This is a genomic window from Inquilinus ginsengisoli (assembly GCF_050434925.1).
GTDB lineage: Bacteria > Pseudomonadota > Alphaproteobacteria > DSM-16000 > Inquilinaceae > Inquilinus > Inquilinus ginsengisoli_B.
Window position 1 is genome coordinate 2,697,072 of sequence record NZ_JBNDJK010000001.1, and the last position, 13,039, is coordinate 2,710,110.

The following is a 13,039-nucleotide window of genomic DNA, read 5'->3' on the forward strand; positions in this document are numbered from 1 at the left end:
ATACGAAGCCTGAACGGGGGTTGCCGCGCGCGGTCCGGGCCTGCTCATATGCCGTCACGAAACTGTAACAAATGGAGGCTTCGGATGATGCGGTACGGATGGGCTTCGGCCCTGGCGATGATGGCGGCTGCGGGCGCGGCGCAGGCGCAGCAGGGCCCCGGCCCGGACGACAACCTCAACGCGGTGCTGTGGGACCAGACCTCGGTCGAGGCGCAGGCCAATGCGATCGGTGCCTATGCCCTGGCCCGGATCCGGCTGGATGAAGCGCTGGCCGACCCGGCCCGCACCGCGGCACCGGCCGAGCAGACCGGCGACTTCAAGACCCTGCCGCCGGCGGTGGTGCTCGATGTCGATGACACGCTCTTGAACACCTCGCCATACCAGGCCCGCAACGTGGCCGAGGGCTCCGGCTTCGACCCCAAGACCTGGACCAAATACGTCAACGCCAAGATCGACACCGCCATCCCCGGCGCGGTCGAGTTCACCCAATATGCCGCGTCCAAGGGCGTGAAGGTGTTCTACGTCACCAACCGCACCAAGGAGGAGGAGGGGCCGACGGTCGAGCACATGAAGGCGCTCGGCTTCCCGATGGGCGACAACGTCGACACCTTCCTCAGCGCCAAGGAGCAGCCGGATTGGGGCTCGGCCAAGGGCACGCGCCGCGCCGTGATCGCCAAGGACTACCGGATCCTGCTGCTGGTCGGCGACAATTTCGGCGATTTCAGCGACGCCTACAAAGGCACGCTGGAGGAGCGGCAGAAGGCGTTCGAGGCGGCCAAGGACCATTGGGGCCGCGACTGGATCGCGATCGCCAACCCGACCTACGGCTCGTTCGAATCGGCGCCGTACAAGGGCGACTACAAGCTGCCGGCGGCGGAGCAGCGCAAGCTGAAGATCGAGGCGCTGACGCCCTGGAACGGGCAGTAGCCGTTCCCGTGCGGGCGCGGCCTCAGAAGCCGCGCCCCTGGAACGGTTGGCCGGTGAGCAGCGATACCAGATGCGCCAGCATCAGGATTACCACCAGGGCCGCCACCATCAGCACCGGGATCACCGGGAACAGCCGCACCTCGCCCGGCGGCGGGCGGCGGCGGTCCATCACCAGCATGGCCGCGACCACCGCCAGGGCGGCGGCGAGGATGATCGAGGTGTTGGTCAGGTCGAGCTGCATCGTGGCACCGCGGTAGCATTCCGGCCGCTCCGACGAAAGCTGCGGGTTGCATCCGCCGTCACGATTGCCGATATCGGCGCGGGCGGAGAGTGACTGGGGCAGACGATGAAGCGCTTCTACAAGGCGGTGGGTGTGGTGCCGGCCGGCGACGGGTTCGGCGTCGTCCTCGACGGCAAGCCGATCAAGAGCCCGGCCAAGGCCGAGTTCGTCCTGCCGAGCCGCGCTTTGGCCGAGGCGGTGGCGGCGGAGTGGGAGGCGCAGGCCGGGAAGGTGGTGCCGTCTTCCATGCCGCTGATGCAGCTGGCCGCGACGACGATCGACAAGACGGCGCCGAATCGGCAACTGGTCATCGACAGCATCGCCCCCTATGGCGGCAGCGACCTGCTGTGCTATCGGGCCGAGGCGCCAGCGGCGCTGGTGGAGCGGCAGGCCGTCGCCTGGCAACCGCTGCTCGACTGGGCGATGACTGCGCATGACGCGCCGCTGGCCGTGACCTCCGGCATCATTCACCAGGCGCAGCCTGGCGCCAGCCTGGCGGCGCTGCGCGCGGCTGTGGCGGCGCAGGACGACTGGCGGCTGACGGCGCTGCACCAGGCGACGGCGCTGACCGGCTCGCTGGTGCTCGGCCTGGCGCTGCTGGCCGGCCGGATCGATGCCGACGAAGCCTTCGAGCTGGCCGAGCTGGACGCCAGCTTCCAGATCGAGCGCTGGGGCGAGGATGCCGAGGCCACGGCCCGGCGCGCCGGGCTGCGGGCCGAGCTGCAGGCGGCCGCCCGGCTGGTCGCGCTGGCGGCGGGCTGACTGGAGCATCCGGCCGGGCGACCTATCTGAAGAGCAGAGGGCCCCAGCTCTCGGCCATCGGTGCCGGCTGCCCGGACGGCCGCGCCTCGTCCCCCCTAGCGACGGAGACGATGCCCAATGACCGCGATGCGATCCCCCGCCGATGCCGACCACAGCGTCCGGCATAGGCATGTCACGATCGACGGGATCCGGATCTTTTATCGGGAAGCCGGGCGCGAGGATGCGCCCACCATCGTGCTGCCGCACGGCTATCCCTGCTCCTCCTATCAGTTCCGCAATCTCATGCCGGCGCTGGCCGATCGCTGGCGGCTGGTCGCGCCGGACTTCCCCGGCTTCGGCCACAGCGACACGCCGGAGGGCTTCGCCTATGACTTCGACGGCTACGCCGCCCTCTTGGAGCGGTTCGCCGAGGCGATGCGGCTCGAGCGCTTCGCCCTGTACCTGCATGATTACGGTTCGCAGATCGGCCTGCGCCTGGCGATCCGGCGGCCGGACCGCATCGCGGCGCTGATCGTCCAGAACGGCGACATCTACGAGGATGTGCTCGGCCCGAAATACGCCGCGCTGACCGAGCATTTCGCCAGGCCGACGGACGAGACGCGCGCCACGCTGGTCGCGGCGGTCAGCGAGGAGGGGTTCCGCGACGAGTTCCTGAACAACGTCCGTGCCGACCTGGGCGAGCGCATCCCGCCCGACCTCTGGAGCCTCCACTGGCCGCTGATGGACACGCCACGGCGCCGGGCAATCGCGGTCGGGCTGATGGAGGGGCTGAAGCAGAATCTCGGCTGGTTCCCGCGCTACCAGGCCTATCTGCGCGAGCACCGGCCGCCGACCCTGATCGCCTGGGGGCCGCAGGACGGCTTCATGCCCGAGCCGTCCGCGCTGGCTTGGCTGCGGGACCTGCCGGAGGCGGAGCTGCACCTGCTCGATGGCGGCCATTGGGCGCTGGAGACCAATCTCGCCGAGATCGTGGCCCTGATGCGGGATTTTCTCGGCCGCGTGCACAGCCGATGAGGAGGACGACGATGACCAGACCCATGATTGCCCGGATCTGGCGCGGCCGCACGGTGCGGGCGCGCGCCGACGAATACGAGGCCTACAACTACGAGGTCGGGATCAAGCCGCTGATCGAGAAGGCCCTGGGCGTCCAATGCCTGCGCGAGGACCGCGCGGACGAGACCGAGTTCGTCACCATCTCCTATTGGGAGAGCGTCGAGGCGATGGCGCAGTTCACCGGCAGCGACCCGACGGCGATCCACCATCTCGACCGCGACCCGGAATTCCTGATCGAGCTGCCGGACCGGGTGCAGATCCTGCAGATCCGCCACTCGCATGGCGACATCGGCGGGGACGAAACGTGAGGCTCACCCCGCCTTCTTCAGCCGCGTCTCCACCAGCCGCGACCACAGCGTCGCGCCGACCGGCAGGATCTCGTCGTTGAAATCGTAATGCGGGTTATGCACCGGCACGCTGCCCTTTCCGTTGCCGATGAACAGGAAGGCACCCGGCTTCTCCGCCAGCATGAAGGCGAAATCCTCCGACGCCATGACGATGGCGCCGTTGCTGTCGACTGCGTCGGCGCCTAGGGCGTCGGCCGCGGCCTCGGCCACCCATTCCGTTTCGGCATCATTGTTGATCACAGGGATCACCGTGATCCGCACATCGGGCATGGCCCGGCCGCCGAAGGCGGTGGCGACGTCGCGGGCGATCGCCTCGATCCGCGCCTTCAGCGCCTCCAGCACCTCCATGCGCAGCGCGCGGAAGGTGCCGCGCAGCACCGCGGTGTCGGGGATGATGTTGTAGGCGTCGCCGGCATGGATCTGGGTGACGCTGACCACCGCGGAATCGAGGGCGGCGATGTTGCGGGCCACCACGCTCTGCAGCGCCGTCACCACATGGGCCGCAATCACCACCGGGTCGATGCCGGTCTCCGGCAGCGCGCCATGGGCGCCGCGCCCCGTGATCTCGATGTCGAAGATGCCGCCGCCAGACATGGTCGGGCCGGGGCGGACCATGACCCGGCCGGCATCCAGCGTGTGGAAATTGTGCATGCCGAACACCGCCTCGCACGGGAACTGGTCGAACAGCCCGTCGGCGATCATCGCCTGCGCCCCGCCGCGGCCCTCCTCGGCCGGCTGGAAGATGAAATGCACCGTGCCGTCGAAGTTCCGCGTCGCGGCCAGGTAGCGGGCGGCGCCCAGCAGCATGGTGGTGTGGCCGTCATGGCCGCAGGCATGCATCGTGTTCGCGGTCTGCGACCGGTGGCCGAAGCCGTTCGCCTCCTGCATCGGCAGGGCGTCCATGTCGGCGCGCAGGGCGATCGCCTTCGGGTTGTTGCCGACGCGAAGCGTGCCGACCACGCCGGTCTTGCCGATGCCGGTCGCGACCTCGCAGCCGAAGGCGCGCAGTCGCTCCGCCACCAGCGCGCTGGTGCGCTGCTCCTCGAAGCCCAGCTCGGGGTGGGCGTGTATGTCCCGGCGCCATTCGGTCAGCTCGTCGGCGAAGCCGGCGATCATCGGGTCGATCTTCATGGCTGGTCCTTCGCGGGAACGTCGGACGTATCAGGAACCCATGCCGCCGGGCTGGCAAGCCCCGATCTCGCCCCGCCCTGCGCCGCGTGCTATTGCAGGCGGATGACGCTTTGGCGGACATCCGCGGGGGGAGAATGCGCGAGATCCTTGAGGTGCTCGAGAAGAAGCGCGCGGCGGCGCGCCTCGGCGGCGGCAACAAGCGCATCGAGGCCCAGCATGCCAAGGGCAAGCTGACGGCGCGCGAGCGGCTCGAAATCTTCCTCGACCCCGGCTCCTTCGAGGAATGGGACATGTTCGTCGAGCACCGCTCGCCGGATTTCGGCATGGCCGAGCAGAAGGTGCCGGGCGACGGCGTGGTCACCGGCTTCGGCACGGTCGACGGCAAGCTAGTCTTCGTCTTCAGCCAGGACTTCACGGTGTTCGGCGGCTCGCTGTCCGAGGCGCATGCCGAGAAGATCTGCAAGGTCATGGACCAGGCGATGAAGGTCGGCGCGCCGGTCATCGGCCTGAACGATTCGGGCGGCGCGCGGATCCAGGAGGGCGTGGCCTCGCTCGGCGGCTATGCCGAGGTGTTCCAGCGCAATGTCCTGGCCTCGGGCGTGGTGCCGCAGATCTCGCTGATCATGGGCCCCTGCGCCGGCGGCGCGGTCTATTCGCCGGCGATGACCGACTTCATCTTCATGGTGAAGGACAGCTCCTACATGTTCGTCACCGGCCCGGACGTGGTGAAGACGGTGACGCATGAGGTGGTGACGGCCGAGGATCTGGGCGGTGCCGTCACCCACACCACCAAGTCCGGCGTCGCCGACCTGGCCTTCGAGGACGATGTCGAGGCGCTGCTGCGGCTGCGCGACTTCGTCGGCTTCCTGCCGTCGTCGAATCGTTCGCCGGCGCCGATCCGCCCGACCGAGGACCCGGCCGACCGGCCGGAGATGTCGCTCGACACCCTGATCCCGGCCAACCCGAACAAGCCCTACGACATGAAGGAGCTGATCGGGAAGGTGGTGGACGAGGGCGATTTCTTCGAGCTGCAGCCCGCCTTCGCCGGCAACATCATCATCGGCATGGCGCGGATGCAGGGCCGCACCGTCGGCATCGTCGCCAACCAGCCGATGGTGCTGGCCGGCTGCCTGGACATCGATTCCAGCCGCAAGGCGGCGCGCTTCGTCCGCTTCTGCGACGCCTTCGACATCCCGATCGTCACCTTCGTCGACGTGCCCGGCTTCCTGCCCGGCACCAGCCAGGAGTATGGCGGCATCATCAAGCACGGCGCCAAGCTGCTGTTCGCCTATGCCGAGGCGACGGTGCCGAAGGTCACGGTGATCACCCGCAAGGCCTATGGCGGCGCCTATGACGTGATGGCGTCGAAGCATCTGCGCGGCGACGTCAACTACGCCTGGCCGACCGCGGAGATCGCGGTGATGGGGCCGAAGGGCGCGGTCGAGATCATCTTCCGCGCCGACCTCGGCGATGCCGACAAGATCGCGGCGCGGACCGAGGAATACCGCGAGAAATTCGCCAACCCTTTCGTCGCCGCGGCCCGCGGCTATGTCGACGACGTGATCATGCCGCACAACACCCGCCGGCGGATCTGCAAGGCGCTGGCGATGCTGGCCGACAAGAAGCTCGAGAATCCCTGGAAGAAGCACGACAATTTGCCGTTGTGATCCCCACACCGACCACAGAGACCGGGATGACCGCGCGCCTTCGCCTATGCCGGGGATGGCTGCGTCGCGGCGGAGTGAGCGGTGAAGCCGGCAGCTGACTGACGATCTTGCCCTTGCAGGGCTATTCTATTTATGATGGAGTCTCCATAAGATCATTCTATTATATGCCGCGTGCATTTGAGCCGGCTTTTTGGAGTTCCCGTTCATGCCGCCCGTTTCACGGATCATCGCTTTCCTCATCGGTCTTCCACTCCTCGGCGCCTGCGCCGATGGCGAGTCCCAGGTCGGCTTCCGCCAGAAGATGGACCGCTGGGTCGGCATGCCGGCGGAGGCGGTGGCTCTCAATTTCGGCCGCCCGGTCTGGGAAGGCCGCAGCCCCGACGGCCGGCGCACCGTCCAGTACGACCTGTCCTGGACCGAATCCGGCGGTGGCTACTCTCTACCCGTCATGGATTCCAAGATCGTCCGGCGGACTTACCGCAACGAGAACGGCAACAGGCGGAGCTACTTCGACTTCGTCCCGGTGCGGAGCGAGCGCTATGTGGCGCCCTATTCGCGCCAGCGCCGCTGCCTGACGACCTTCTACTTCACGGACGCCGGCCGGGTCGCGACCTACGCCCATGTCGGTGACGGCTGCGTCGCGCCGGAGCAATCATAGAAAAATGGGGAAGCATCGATGCGTCCGCTCCTCCTGCCGATCGTCACACTGCTTGCCGGCGCCGCGCTGCTGTCCGCCTGCGCCCGGATGACCGAGGCTGGAGCCCGGCAGCAGCTGGATCGCCTGATCGGCGTGCCGAGATCGTTGCTGATCGCCCACGTGGGCGCTCCTCTCCGGGAGGGGCGCGGCGGCGACGGCTCGCGCTATGCCATCTTTGACGCGTCATGGGTCGAACGCGGCGGCGGCTATTTCAGGAGCGAGCCGCATAGCGAAACCGTCACCGGCACGATCTATGACGGCCGCCGGGCGAAGGACTATGTCGAAACCCGCACCGTCACCGTCGATCGCTGGGTGCCGCCCTATGCCGAGCGCCGACCTTGCCTGGTAACGTTCCTGTTCGACGCCGCCGATCGGATATCGTCCTATGCCTTCCGCGGCAATGGCTGCGTCGCCGAGGAATTGGATTGATCCGCTGCTCACGGCAGCGGCCGCAGCGCGAGGTCCAGGCCGAGCAGCAGCAGGCCGAGGAGGACAGCGCCGAAACGCCTCCGGCCGCACCCGCAGCCGCTGCCCGGCGGCCATGCCGAGCAGCGCCGGGGCCAGCGCCAGCAGCGAAGTGCCGGCGGTCAGCGGGAAGGCGCCGTCGCGCGCCAGCCCGGCGGCAGTGGCGTGCCGCAATGAAGCTGTGTTTGACTGGGAAAATTTCAATAAGAGAAGCTGTTCGATGGCTGTAATCTCGGAGGGGCGATGCTGTGCTTCGACTTTCGATTTGTCTTTCTCGGTATTGCAGTCCTGATGCTCGCCGGTTGTGGAACGTCCAATGATCGTCAGGTTCGCAGGATGCTGGACCAATATGTCGGCAAGACGGAAGCCGTAGCCATTCTCAACTTCGGCAGGCCTGTCAGCCGCGTCTCCTTGCCGGATGGCCAGAACAGGACGACATTCGTGCGTTCGCGCAATGTGGAAACGGGTGGCTTCTATGTGTCAATTCCCCGGACGGAGGCCGCGGAGGGCACAATCCGCGACGATGACGGAAACGTCCGAAGCTACTCTGAAACCCGGACGACATATGTCGATGGCCCGTGGGTTTCGCCTAGGGAGATCGAGGTGAGTTGCACCATCATCTTCCAGATCGATGCCGAAGGCCGTATCCGCTCGTATGACTATGTCGAGAAGGATACCGGAGAGCCTCTGCTCAGGGGTTTCGACTGCGCCCGTGCATTGGGCGCCAGCAGTTGAATGAACGTGCGATGGCTTACAGCAGCGGGCGTAGGGCCAGGTCGAGGCCGAGCAGCAGGAGGCCGAGGAAGAACCAGCGCCGGAACGCCTCCGGCCGCACCCGCAGCCGCAGCCATTGGCCGGCGGCCATGCCCAGCAGCGCCGGGGCCAGGGCCAGCAGCGAGGTGCCGGCGGCGGCCACCGGGAAGGCGCCGTCCCGCGCCAGCCCGGCGGCCAGCGCCAGGGTCGAGACGGTGAAGGACAGGCCCAGCGCCTGGATCAGGTCCTCCTTCTCCAGCCCCAGCGCCTGCAGGAACGGCACCGCCGGGATGACGAAGACCCCGGTGGCGGCGGTGACCAGGCCGGTGGCGGCGCCGACCGGGCCCGACCACCAGCGCTCCGCCCGGGCCGGGACCGAGAAGCGCGGTCCGGCCAGGCCGATCGCGGCATAGAGCACCAGCGCCGCGCCGAGAGCGACGGTGGCGCGTTCGGCCCCGGCACCGGTCAGCAGCCCGGCCCCGGCCCAGGTGCCGAGGCAGATCCCGGCCATCATCGGCCACAGCCGGCGCAGCAGCCCGCCGAAACGTGGCCCGGCGAAGAGCTGCCAGAGATTGGTCACCAGCGACGGCACCACCAGCAGCGCCGCCGCCTGGGCCGGCGCCATGGCCAGGCCGAGCAGCCCCATCGCCACGGTGGGCAGGCCGAGCCCGACCACGCCCTTGACGAAGCCGGCGAGCAGGAAGGTGAGGGCGACGAGGAGGAAAAGCGGATCGATCATGGCCATAGCTTGCCCGGCGTCGGCACCGGCGACAATGTGGAAGGGAGGGAGCCAGCCTTCGGCCAGGACGAAGGCTGGCCATGCCGGAGGACCTGCCGATGCGTTTCGATCTGACCGATCTGCGCCTGTTCCTGCACGTCGCCGAAGCCGGCAGCATCACCGCCGGCGCCGAGCGCTCAGCCCTGGCCCTGGCCTCGGCCAGCGCCCGCATCCGCGGCATGGAGGCGGCGGCCGGCACGGCGCTGCTGCAGCGCGGCCGGCGCGGCGTGGCGCCGACCCCGGCGGGCGAGGCGGTGCTGCACCACGCCCGGCTGGTGCTGCAGCAGATGGAGCGGATGCGCGGTGAGCTCGGCGACTATGCCCGCGGCCTCAAGGGCCATGTCCGCATCCTCGGCAACACCGCGGCGATGACCGAGTTCCTGCCCGAGCCCCTGGCCGAATGGCTGGCCGCCCACCCCCGCATCGACGTCGACCTGGAGGAGCGGCCGAGCCACGCCATCGTCGAGGCGGTGGCCGCCGGGCTGGCCGATCTCGGCATCGTCGCGGACATGGCCGACGGGGGCGCTGCGGATGGCAGCGGGGGGCTTGAGCGCATTCCGTTCCGGATCGACCGGCTGGTGCTGGCGGTGCCGCGCGGCCACCCGCTGGCGGCCCGCCGCCGCATCGCCTTCGCCGAGGTGCTGGGCGAGGATTTCGTCGGCCTCAGCCCTGGCAGTGCGCTGCAGGACCATCTCGCCCGTCACGCCGCCCGGGCCGGGCGGCCGCTCACGCTGCGGGTCCGGCTCGGCGGCTTCGATGCGGTGTGCCGGATGGTCGAGCAGGGCGTCGGCCTGGCGGTGGTGCCGGAGACCGCGGCCCGGCGCTGCCGCCGCAGCATGGCGATCCGGGCCGTGCCGCTGTCCGACCCCTGGGCGCTGCGCCGGCTGTCGATCTGCGTCCGGTCCCTCGACGCCCTGCCGGCTCACGCCAGGCGGCTGGTGGAGTATCTGGCGAAGGATTCGTCTGGGGTGTAGACCGAGACTCACCCCATTCTGTCATGCCCGGGCTTGACCCACGAGTGTCCGGTCGAGGAAAAGCAGCAACCTGAGAACGTGCTTGGAGCCTGCGGTTCTATTTTAAACTGTCATGCCCGGGCTTGACCCGGGCATCCAGGAATGTCGAAGCCGCTCCGGGTGGCCCTGGATTGCCGGGTCAAGCCCGGCAATGACAATAAAAGTTTAGCTCAGTGCCTTGAGCTACAACCCGAAAGGCTCAACCGGACAGCCGTGGGCTTGACCCGGGCATCCAGGGAATGTCGATGCCGCTCCAGGTGGCCCCTGGGATTGCCGGGTCAAGCCCGGCAATGACAGAGAAGGGGAACAGCTCCAAACGGTCTCACCGCTCCGGCAGCGGCAGCCGCTCGGTCTCGTCCGGGATGGTGCCGAAGCGGCCTTCGCGCCAGTCGTCCTTGGCCTGCTCGATGCGCTCGCGGCTGCGGGCGACGAAATTCCACCACAGCTTGCGCGGGCCATCCAGCGGCTCGCCGCCGAACACCAGCAATCGGGTCTCCTCCAGCGCCTCGACCGTGATCGTGTCCCCCGGCCGAAGGACCAAGAGGCGCTGCGGCGGGAAATCGTCGCCGCCGATCCGGACCCGGCCGGAGATCACATAGACCGCCCGCTCCTCATGCTCCGCCGGCAGCGGCAGCACCGCACCGGCCTGCAGCGCCGCGTCGAGATACAGCGTCTCGGAGAAGGTGGCGACCGGCGAGCGCGCGCCATAGGCCGAGCCGACGATCAGCCGTACCGACGTGCCGGCATCCTCGATCACCGGCAGGTCGTCGATGCCGTGATGGGCGAAGCTGGGCGCCACCTCCTCATACGGGGCGGGCAGGGCGACCCAGGTCTGCACCCCGAACAGGGTCGACCCGGTGGTGCGCAGGGCCGGCGGCGTGCGCTCGGAATGGGCGATGCCGCGGCCGGCGGTCATCCAGTTGACGTCGCCGGGGCGGATCAGCTGGCGGGTGCCCAGGCTGTCGCGATGGGTCTGCTCGCCGGCGAACAGATAGGTCACGGTGGCCAGGCCGATATGCGGGTGCGACGGCACGTCGATGCCGTCGCCCGCGCCGAACAGGGTCGGGCCGAACTCGTCGACGAAGACGAAGGGGCCGACCGAGCGCTTCTGCATCGACGGCACGGCGCGCCGCACCTCGAAGCCGCCGATATCGGCGGTGCGCGGGATCACCACCGTCTCGATCAGGGGGCAGGGCGTCTCGCCGGTGACGGGATCGCGGGTCGGCTGCCAGCTCATGGTAACTCCTCCGCCCAGAACCGCCATGGACGGGCGCTCGGTTCGACCGTACCCTTCGCTCCGGCATGAGCCAAGGGGGGACCGAAGATGGCCGAAACCACTCAGGACGCCGCGGCGGGGGCTGCCGGCGAGACCGTGATCTGGAAGATCCGCACCGCGTTGCGCGCGTCGTTTTACGTCTGGGTGCTCGCCATCGTGCTGGCGGTGCTGATCGGCATGATCGGCGGGCCGGTGCCGGCCGCGGCACCGGTCATCGTGGCCGTCGTCTGGACCGCCTGGCGCTGGCTGGTGAGCTATGAGCTGACCAGCGAGCGGCTGATCATCCGCTCCGGCCTCCTGGTGCGGAAGCGCGAGGAGATCGAGCTGTTCCGGGTGCGCGACTTCTCGCTGTCGCGGCCGCTGCAATGGCTGGTGCTGGGGCTGGGCACGATCGGGCTGACCACGCGCGACCAGTCGGCCCCGAACATCCTGATCGGCCCGATCGCCATGCCTGAGACCCGGCTGGACGAGCTGCGGCGTGCCACCGTGGCGCGGCAGAACCGGGTGCGGTTCCGCGAGGTCGAGGTGTCCTCGGCCGGCGACGACCACCATCATGACGGGCATGGCGGCCACGATGCCGGGTCGCTGCCGGGGTAGGGAAGGCTTGTACCCCTTCCCTGTCATCCTCGGGCTTGACCCGAGGATCCAGAGGATGTCGACGCTCTCTGGATTGTCGGGTCAAGCCCGGCAATGACAGGAAGGAGGGACGGCTAACAGCTCACTCGTCGTTGAACGGCCCGATCATCAGCGGCTCCAGCTTGAACCAGTTGCCGAGCTGGCTGTAGGTCAGCTTCACCGGCTTCAGGTCCCAATACACCTCCGACCGGGTCGGGCCGATGCACTCCATCTGACCGGATTCGTTCTTCTCGCGCTTGCAGCCATCCTCGCTGTCCAGATAGTAGACGCGGCCGTAGATGCCGGCCTGGTCCTGCTCCACCGTGCCGAAGAAGGCCTCGACATCGGCATCGTTGTTCTCGCCGCCGAAGAACGCTTCCTCCGGCTTCACCACCGCCTCGTTGAAGCGCAGGTTGTAGTCGTAATAACCGGTGTAGTTGCGGCTCTGCCCCTTGGCGTCGGTGAAGTTGCCCTCTTCCTCGACATAGCGGATCGAGCCGGTGACCTTGTCGGTATAGGCCTGGTTGCCGATGGCGTATTGGAAGGTGATGCCGTTGTTGTCGGTCAGCCAGTTGCCGAGCTCGTAGTCGTAATCGAGGTTGCCGGACACCCGGGTCTGCGGCAGGAACGAGAACGGACCCGGCGCCAGCACCAGCCCCTGGAAGGCCAGCGGGTCCGGGTTCTTGACCTGGATCGTCACCACCTTGCCGTTGACGGTGCGGGAATACAGCTTGTCCGCCACCTTCGAGGCGCGGTTGATCTGCTCGCCCAGCTCCCACCAGCGGGTGACCTCGCGGCCCTGGATGACGCCGCCGAACTTGCCGCTGGATTGCTGGCCCTTGACGATGTCGAGCCGCAGATTGCCGGATTCGGGCTGGTACCGTCCGCCCTCGTCGATCGGCGTCTCGCCGCGCATGATCGCCACTTCCTTGGCGATCTGGCTCGGATTCGCCGGGTTGTTGACGTCGATCCGCAGGCTGTAGGTGATGGTGTCCTCCGGCTTGCGCTGGGCCGAGCCGGCATAGGCCATGAGATCCGCCACCGTGAGGTTCTCGATGGTGTAGACGTCGAGGCCGTTGCTGTTGCGGACGCTGCGAGAGTTGAAATCGATGGTCATGTGGCCGGTGACCTTGGCGCCGTCGGTCACGGTCTGCAGGCCGCGATTGGCGCTTTGCGCCCAGGCCGGCGTCGCCGCAAGCAGTGCGGCCAAGGTCGCGACGCCCGCTGTCATGCGATGAGTCATGGTCTCCCCCTTCAATTCTGCCGTGGGCGGGG

15 protein-coding genes are annotated in these 13,039 nt (G+C 68.3%); 10 read left to right on the forward strand and 5 right to left on the reverse strand.

Features of this window, described 5'->3' with window-relative positions:
- The first annotated feature begins 84 nt into the window (after window positions 1–84).
- Complete coding sequence (locus tag QFZ27_RS12710; RefSeq protein ID WP_429226759.1) at window positions 85–927, forward strand: 5'-nucleotidase, lipoprotein e(P4) family; 843 nt, start codon at window positions 85–87, stop codon at window positions 925–927.
- A 22-nt stretch (window positions 928–949) separates the two neighbouring features.
- Here the strand turns inward: QFZ27_RS12710 and QFZ27_RS12715 are convergent, their stop codons facing one another.
- Window positions 950–1,168: a hypothetical protein gene (locus tag QFZ27_RS12715; RefSeq protein WP_429226760.1), complete on the reverse strand. Its 219-nt coding sequence runs from the start codon at window positions 1,166–1,168 to the stop codon at window positions 950–952.
- A 105-nt stretch (window positions 1,169–1,273) separates the two neighbouring features.
- Between QFZ27_RS12715 and QFZ27_RS12720 the strand changes: the two genes are divergently transcribed.
- From QFZ27_RS12720 to QFZ27_RS12730, 3 genes are all read left to right on the forward strand, one after another.
- A complete protein-coding gene (locus QFZ27_RS12720; protein WP_429226761.1) occupies window positions 1,274–1,969 on the forward strand; it encodes an ATP12 family chaperone protein in 696 nt (231 codons plus the stop codon).
- Window positions 1,970–2,086: 117 nt separating this feature from the next.
- Complete coding sequence (locus QFZ27_RS12725) at window positions 2,087–2,983, forward strand: alpha/beta fold hydrolase (protein WP_429226762.1); 897 nt, start codon at window positions 2,087–2,089, stop codon at window positions 2,981–2,983.
- A gap of 11 nt (window positions 2,984–2,994) precedes the next feature.
- A complete protein-coding gene (locus QFZ27_RS12730) occupies window positions 2,995–3,330 on the forward strand; it encodes an antibiotic biosynthesis monooxygenase family protein (protein WP_429226763.1) in 336 nt (111 codons plus the stop codon).
- A gap of 3 nt (window positions 3,331–3,333) precedes the next feature.
- Here the strand turns inward: QFZ27_RS12730 and QFZ27_RS12735 are convergent, their stop codons facing one another.
- Window positions 3,334–4,500, reverse strand: coding sequence for a M20 aminoacylase family protein (locus tag QFZ27_RS12735; RefSeq protein ID WP_429226764.1), 1,167 nt, complete (start codon window positions 4,498–4,500; stop codon window positions 3,334–3,336).
- A gap of 134 nt (window positions 4,501–4,634) precedes the next feature.
- Here QFZ27_RS12735 and QFZ27_RS12740 point away from each other — a divergent pair, with 134 nt between their 5' ends.
- The 4 genes from QFZ27_RS12740 (at window position 4,635) to QFZ27_RS12755 (ending at window position 8,064) form a co-directional block, all read left to right on the forward strand.
- On the forward strand, window positions 4,635–6,167 hold the full coding sequence (locus QFZ27_RS12740; protein WP_429226765.1) for an acyl-CoA carboxylase subunit beta: 1,533 nt from the start codon (window positions 4,635–4,637) through the stop codon (window positions 6,165–6,167).
- A gap of 205 nt (window positions 6,168–6,372) precedes the next feature.
- The gene (locus QFZ27_RS12745) at window positions 6,373–6,825 is read left to right on the forward strand and encodes a hypothetical protein (RefSeq protein ID WP_429226766.1); all 453 of its coding nucleotides are present in this window, start codon (window positions 6,373–6,375) and stop codon (window positions 6,823–6,825) included.
- A gap of 18 nt (window positions 6,826–6,843) precedes the next feature.
- Entirely contained in the window at window positions 6,844–7,293 is a 450-nt protein-coding gene (locus QFZ27_RS12750) for a hypothetical protein (RefSeq protein WP_429226767.1), read from the forward strand.
- 279 nt (window positions 7,294–7,572) lie between these two features.
- Window positions 7,573–8,064 carry a hypothetical protein gene (locus QFZ27_RS12755; RefSeq protein WP_429226768.1) on the forward strand — a complete coding sequence of 164 codons (492 nt, stop codon included), beginning with the start codon at window positions 7,573–7,575 and terminating at the stop codon, window positions 8,062–8,064.
- A gap of 16 nt (window positions 8,065–8,080) precedes the next feature.
- Here QFZ27_RS12755 and QFZ27_RS12760 read toward each other — a convergent pair whose 3' ends face one another.
- A complete protein-coding gene (locus QFZ27_RS12760; protein WP_429226769.1) occupies window positions 8,081–8,821 on the reverse strand; it encodes a sulfite exporter TauE/SafE family protein in 741 nt (246 codons plus the stop codon).
- Window positions 8,822–8,919: 98 nt separating this feature from the next.
- Between QFZ27_RS12760 and QFZ27_RS12765 the strand changes: the two genes are divergently transcribed.
- A complete protein-coding gene (locus QFZ27_RS12765) occupies window positions 8,920–9,834 on the forward strand; it encodes a LysR family transcriptional regulator (protein ID WP_429226770.1) in 915 nt (304 codons plus the stop codon).
- Window positions 9,835–10,195: 361 nt separating this feature from the next.
- Here the strand turns inward: QFZ27_RS12765 and QFZ27_RS12770 are convergent, their stop codons facing one another.
- Complete coding sequence (locus QFZ27_RS12770) at window positions 10,196–11,110, reverse strand: pirin family protein (protein ID WP_429226771.1); 915 nt, start codon at window positions 11,108–11,110, stop codon at window positions 10,196–10,198.
- 87 nt (window positions 11,111–11,197) lie between these two features.
- Here QFZ27_RS12770 and QFZ27_RS12775 point away from each other — a divergent pair, with 87 nt between their 5' ends.
- Window positions 11,198–11,746: a PH domain-containing protein gene (locus QFZ27_RS12775; RefSeq protein WP_429226772.1), complete on the forward strand. Its 549-nt coding sequence runs from the start codon at window positions 11,198–11,200 to the stop codon at window positions 11,744–11,746.
- Between the two features lie 121 nt (window positions 11,747–11,867).
- Here QFZ27_RS12775 and QFZ27_RS12780 read toward each other — a convergent pair whose 3' ends face one another.
- Window positions 11,868–13,007: a hypothetical protein gene (locus QFZ27_RS12780; protein ID WP_429226773.1), complete on the reverse strand. Its 1,140-nt coding sequence runs from the start codon at window positions 13,005–13,007 to the stop codon at window positions 11,868–11,870.
- Window positions 13,008–13,039 lie beyond the last annotated feature (32 nt).

What these genes read in the sequence shown, in the direction of transcription:
- QFZ27_RS12710 (WP_429226759.1), top strand. Translation starts at nt 85, where the DNA reads ATGATGCGGTACGGATGGGCTTCGGCCCTGGCGATGATGGCGGCTGCG.
- QFZ27_RS12715 (WP_429226760.1), bottom strand. Translation starts at nt 1,168, where the DNA reads ATGCAGCTCGACCTGACCAACACCTCGATCATCCTCGCCGCCGCCCTG.
- QFZ27_RS12720 (WP_429226761.1), top strand. Translation starts at nt 1,274, where the DNA reads ATGAAGCGCTTCTACAAGGCGGTGGGTGTGGTGCCGGCCGGCGACGGG.
- QFZ27_RS12725 (WP_429226762.1), top strand. Translation starts at nt 2,087, where the DNA reads ATGACCGCGATGCGATCCCCCGCCGATGCCGACCACAGCGTCCGGCAT.
- QFZ27_RS12730 (WP_429226763.1), top strand. Translation starts at nt 2,995, where the DNA reads ATGACCAGACCCATGATTGCCCGGATCTGGCGCGGCCGCACGGTGCGG.
- QFZ27_RS12735 (WP_429226764.1), bottom strand. Translation starts at nt 4,500, where the DNA reads ATGAAGATCGACCCGATGATCGCCGGCTTCGCCGACGAGCTGACCGAA.
- QFZ27_RS12740 (WP_429226765.1), top strand. Translation starts at nt 4,635, where the DNA reads ATGCGCGAGATCCTTGAGGTGCTCGAGAAGAAGCGCGCGGCGGCGCGC.
- QFZ27_RS12745 (WP_429226766.1), top strand. Translation starts at nt 6,373, where the DNA reads ATGCCGCCCGTTTCACGGATCATCGCTTTCCTCATCGGTCTTCCACTC.
- QFZ27_RS12750 (WP_429226767.1), top strand. Translation starts at nt 6,844, where the DNA reads ATGCGTCCGCTCCTCCTGCCGATCGTCACACTGCTTGCCGGCGCCGCG.
- QFZ27_RS12755 (WP_429226768.1), top strand. Translation starts at nt 7,573, where the DNA reads ATGCTGTGCTTCGACTTTCGATTTGTCTTTCTCGGTATTGCAGTCCTG.
- QFZ27_RS12760 (WP_429226769.1), bottom strand. Translation starts at nt 8,821, where the DNA reads ATGATCGATCCGCTTTTCCTCCTCGTCGCCCTCACCTTCCTGCTCGCC.
- QFZ27_RS12765 (WP_429226770.1), top strand. Translation starts at nt 8,920, where the DNA reads ATGCGTTTCGATCTGACCGATCTGCGCCTGTTCCTGCACGTCGCCGAA.
- QFZ27_RS12770 (WP_429226771.1), bottom strand. Translation starts at nt 11,110, where the DNA reads ATGAGCTGGCAGCCGACCCGCGATCCCGTCACCGGCGAGACGCCCTGC.
- QFZ27_RS12775 (WP_429226772.1), top strand. Translation starts at nt 11,198, where the DNA reads ATGGCCGAAACCACTCAGGACGCCGCGGCGGGGGCTGCCGGCGAGACC.
- QFZ27_RS12780 (WP_429226773.1), bottom strand. Translation starts at nt 13,007, where the DNA reads ATGACTCATCGCATGACAGCGGGCGTCGCGACCTTGGCCGCACTGCTT.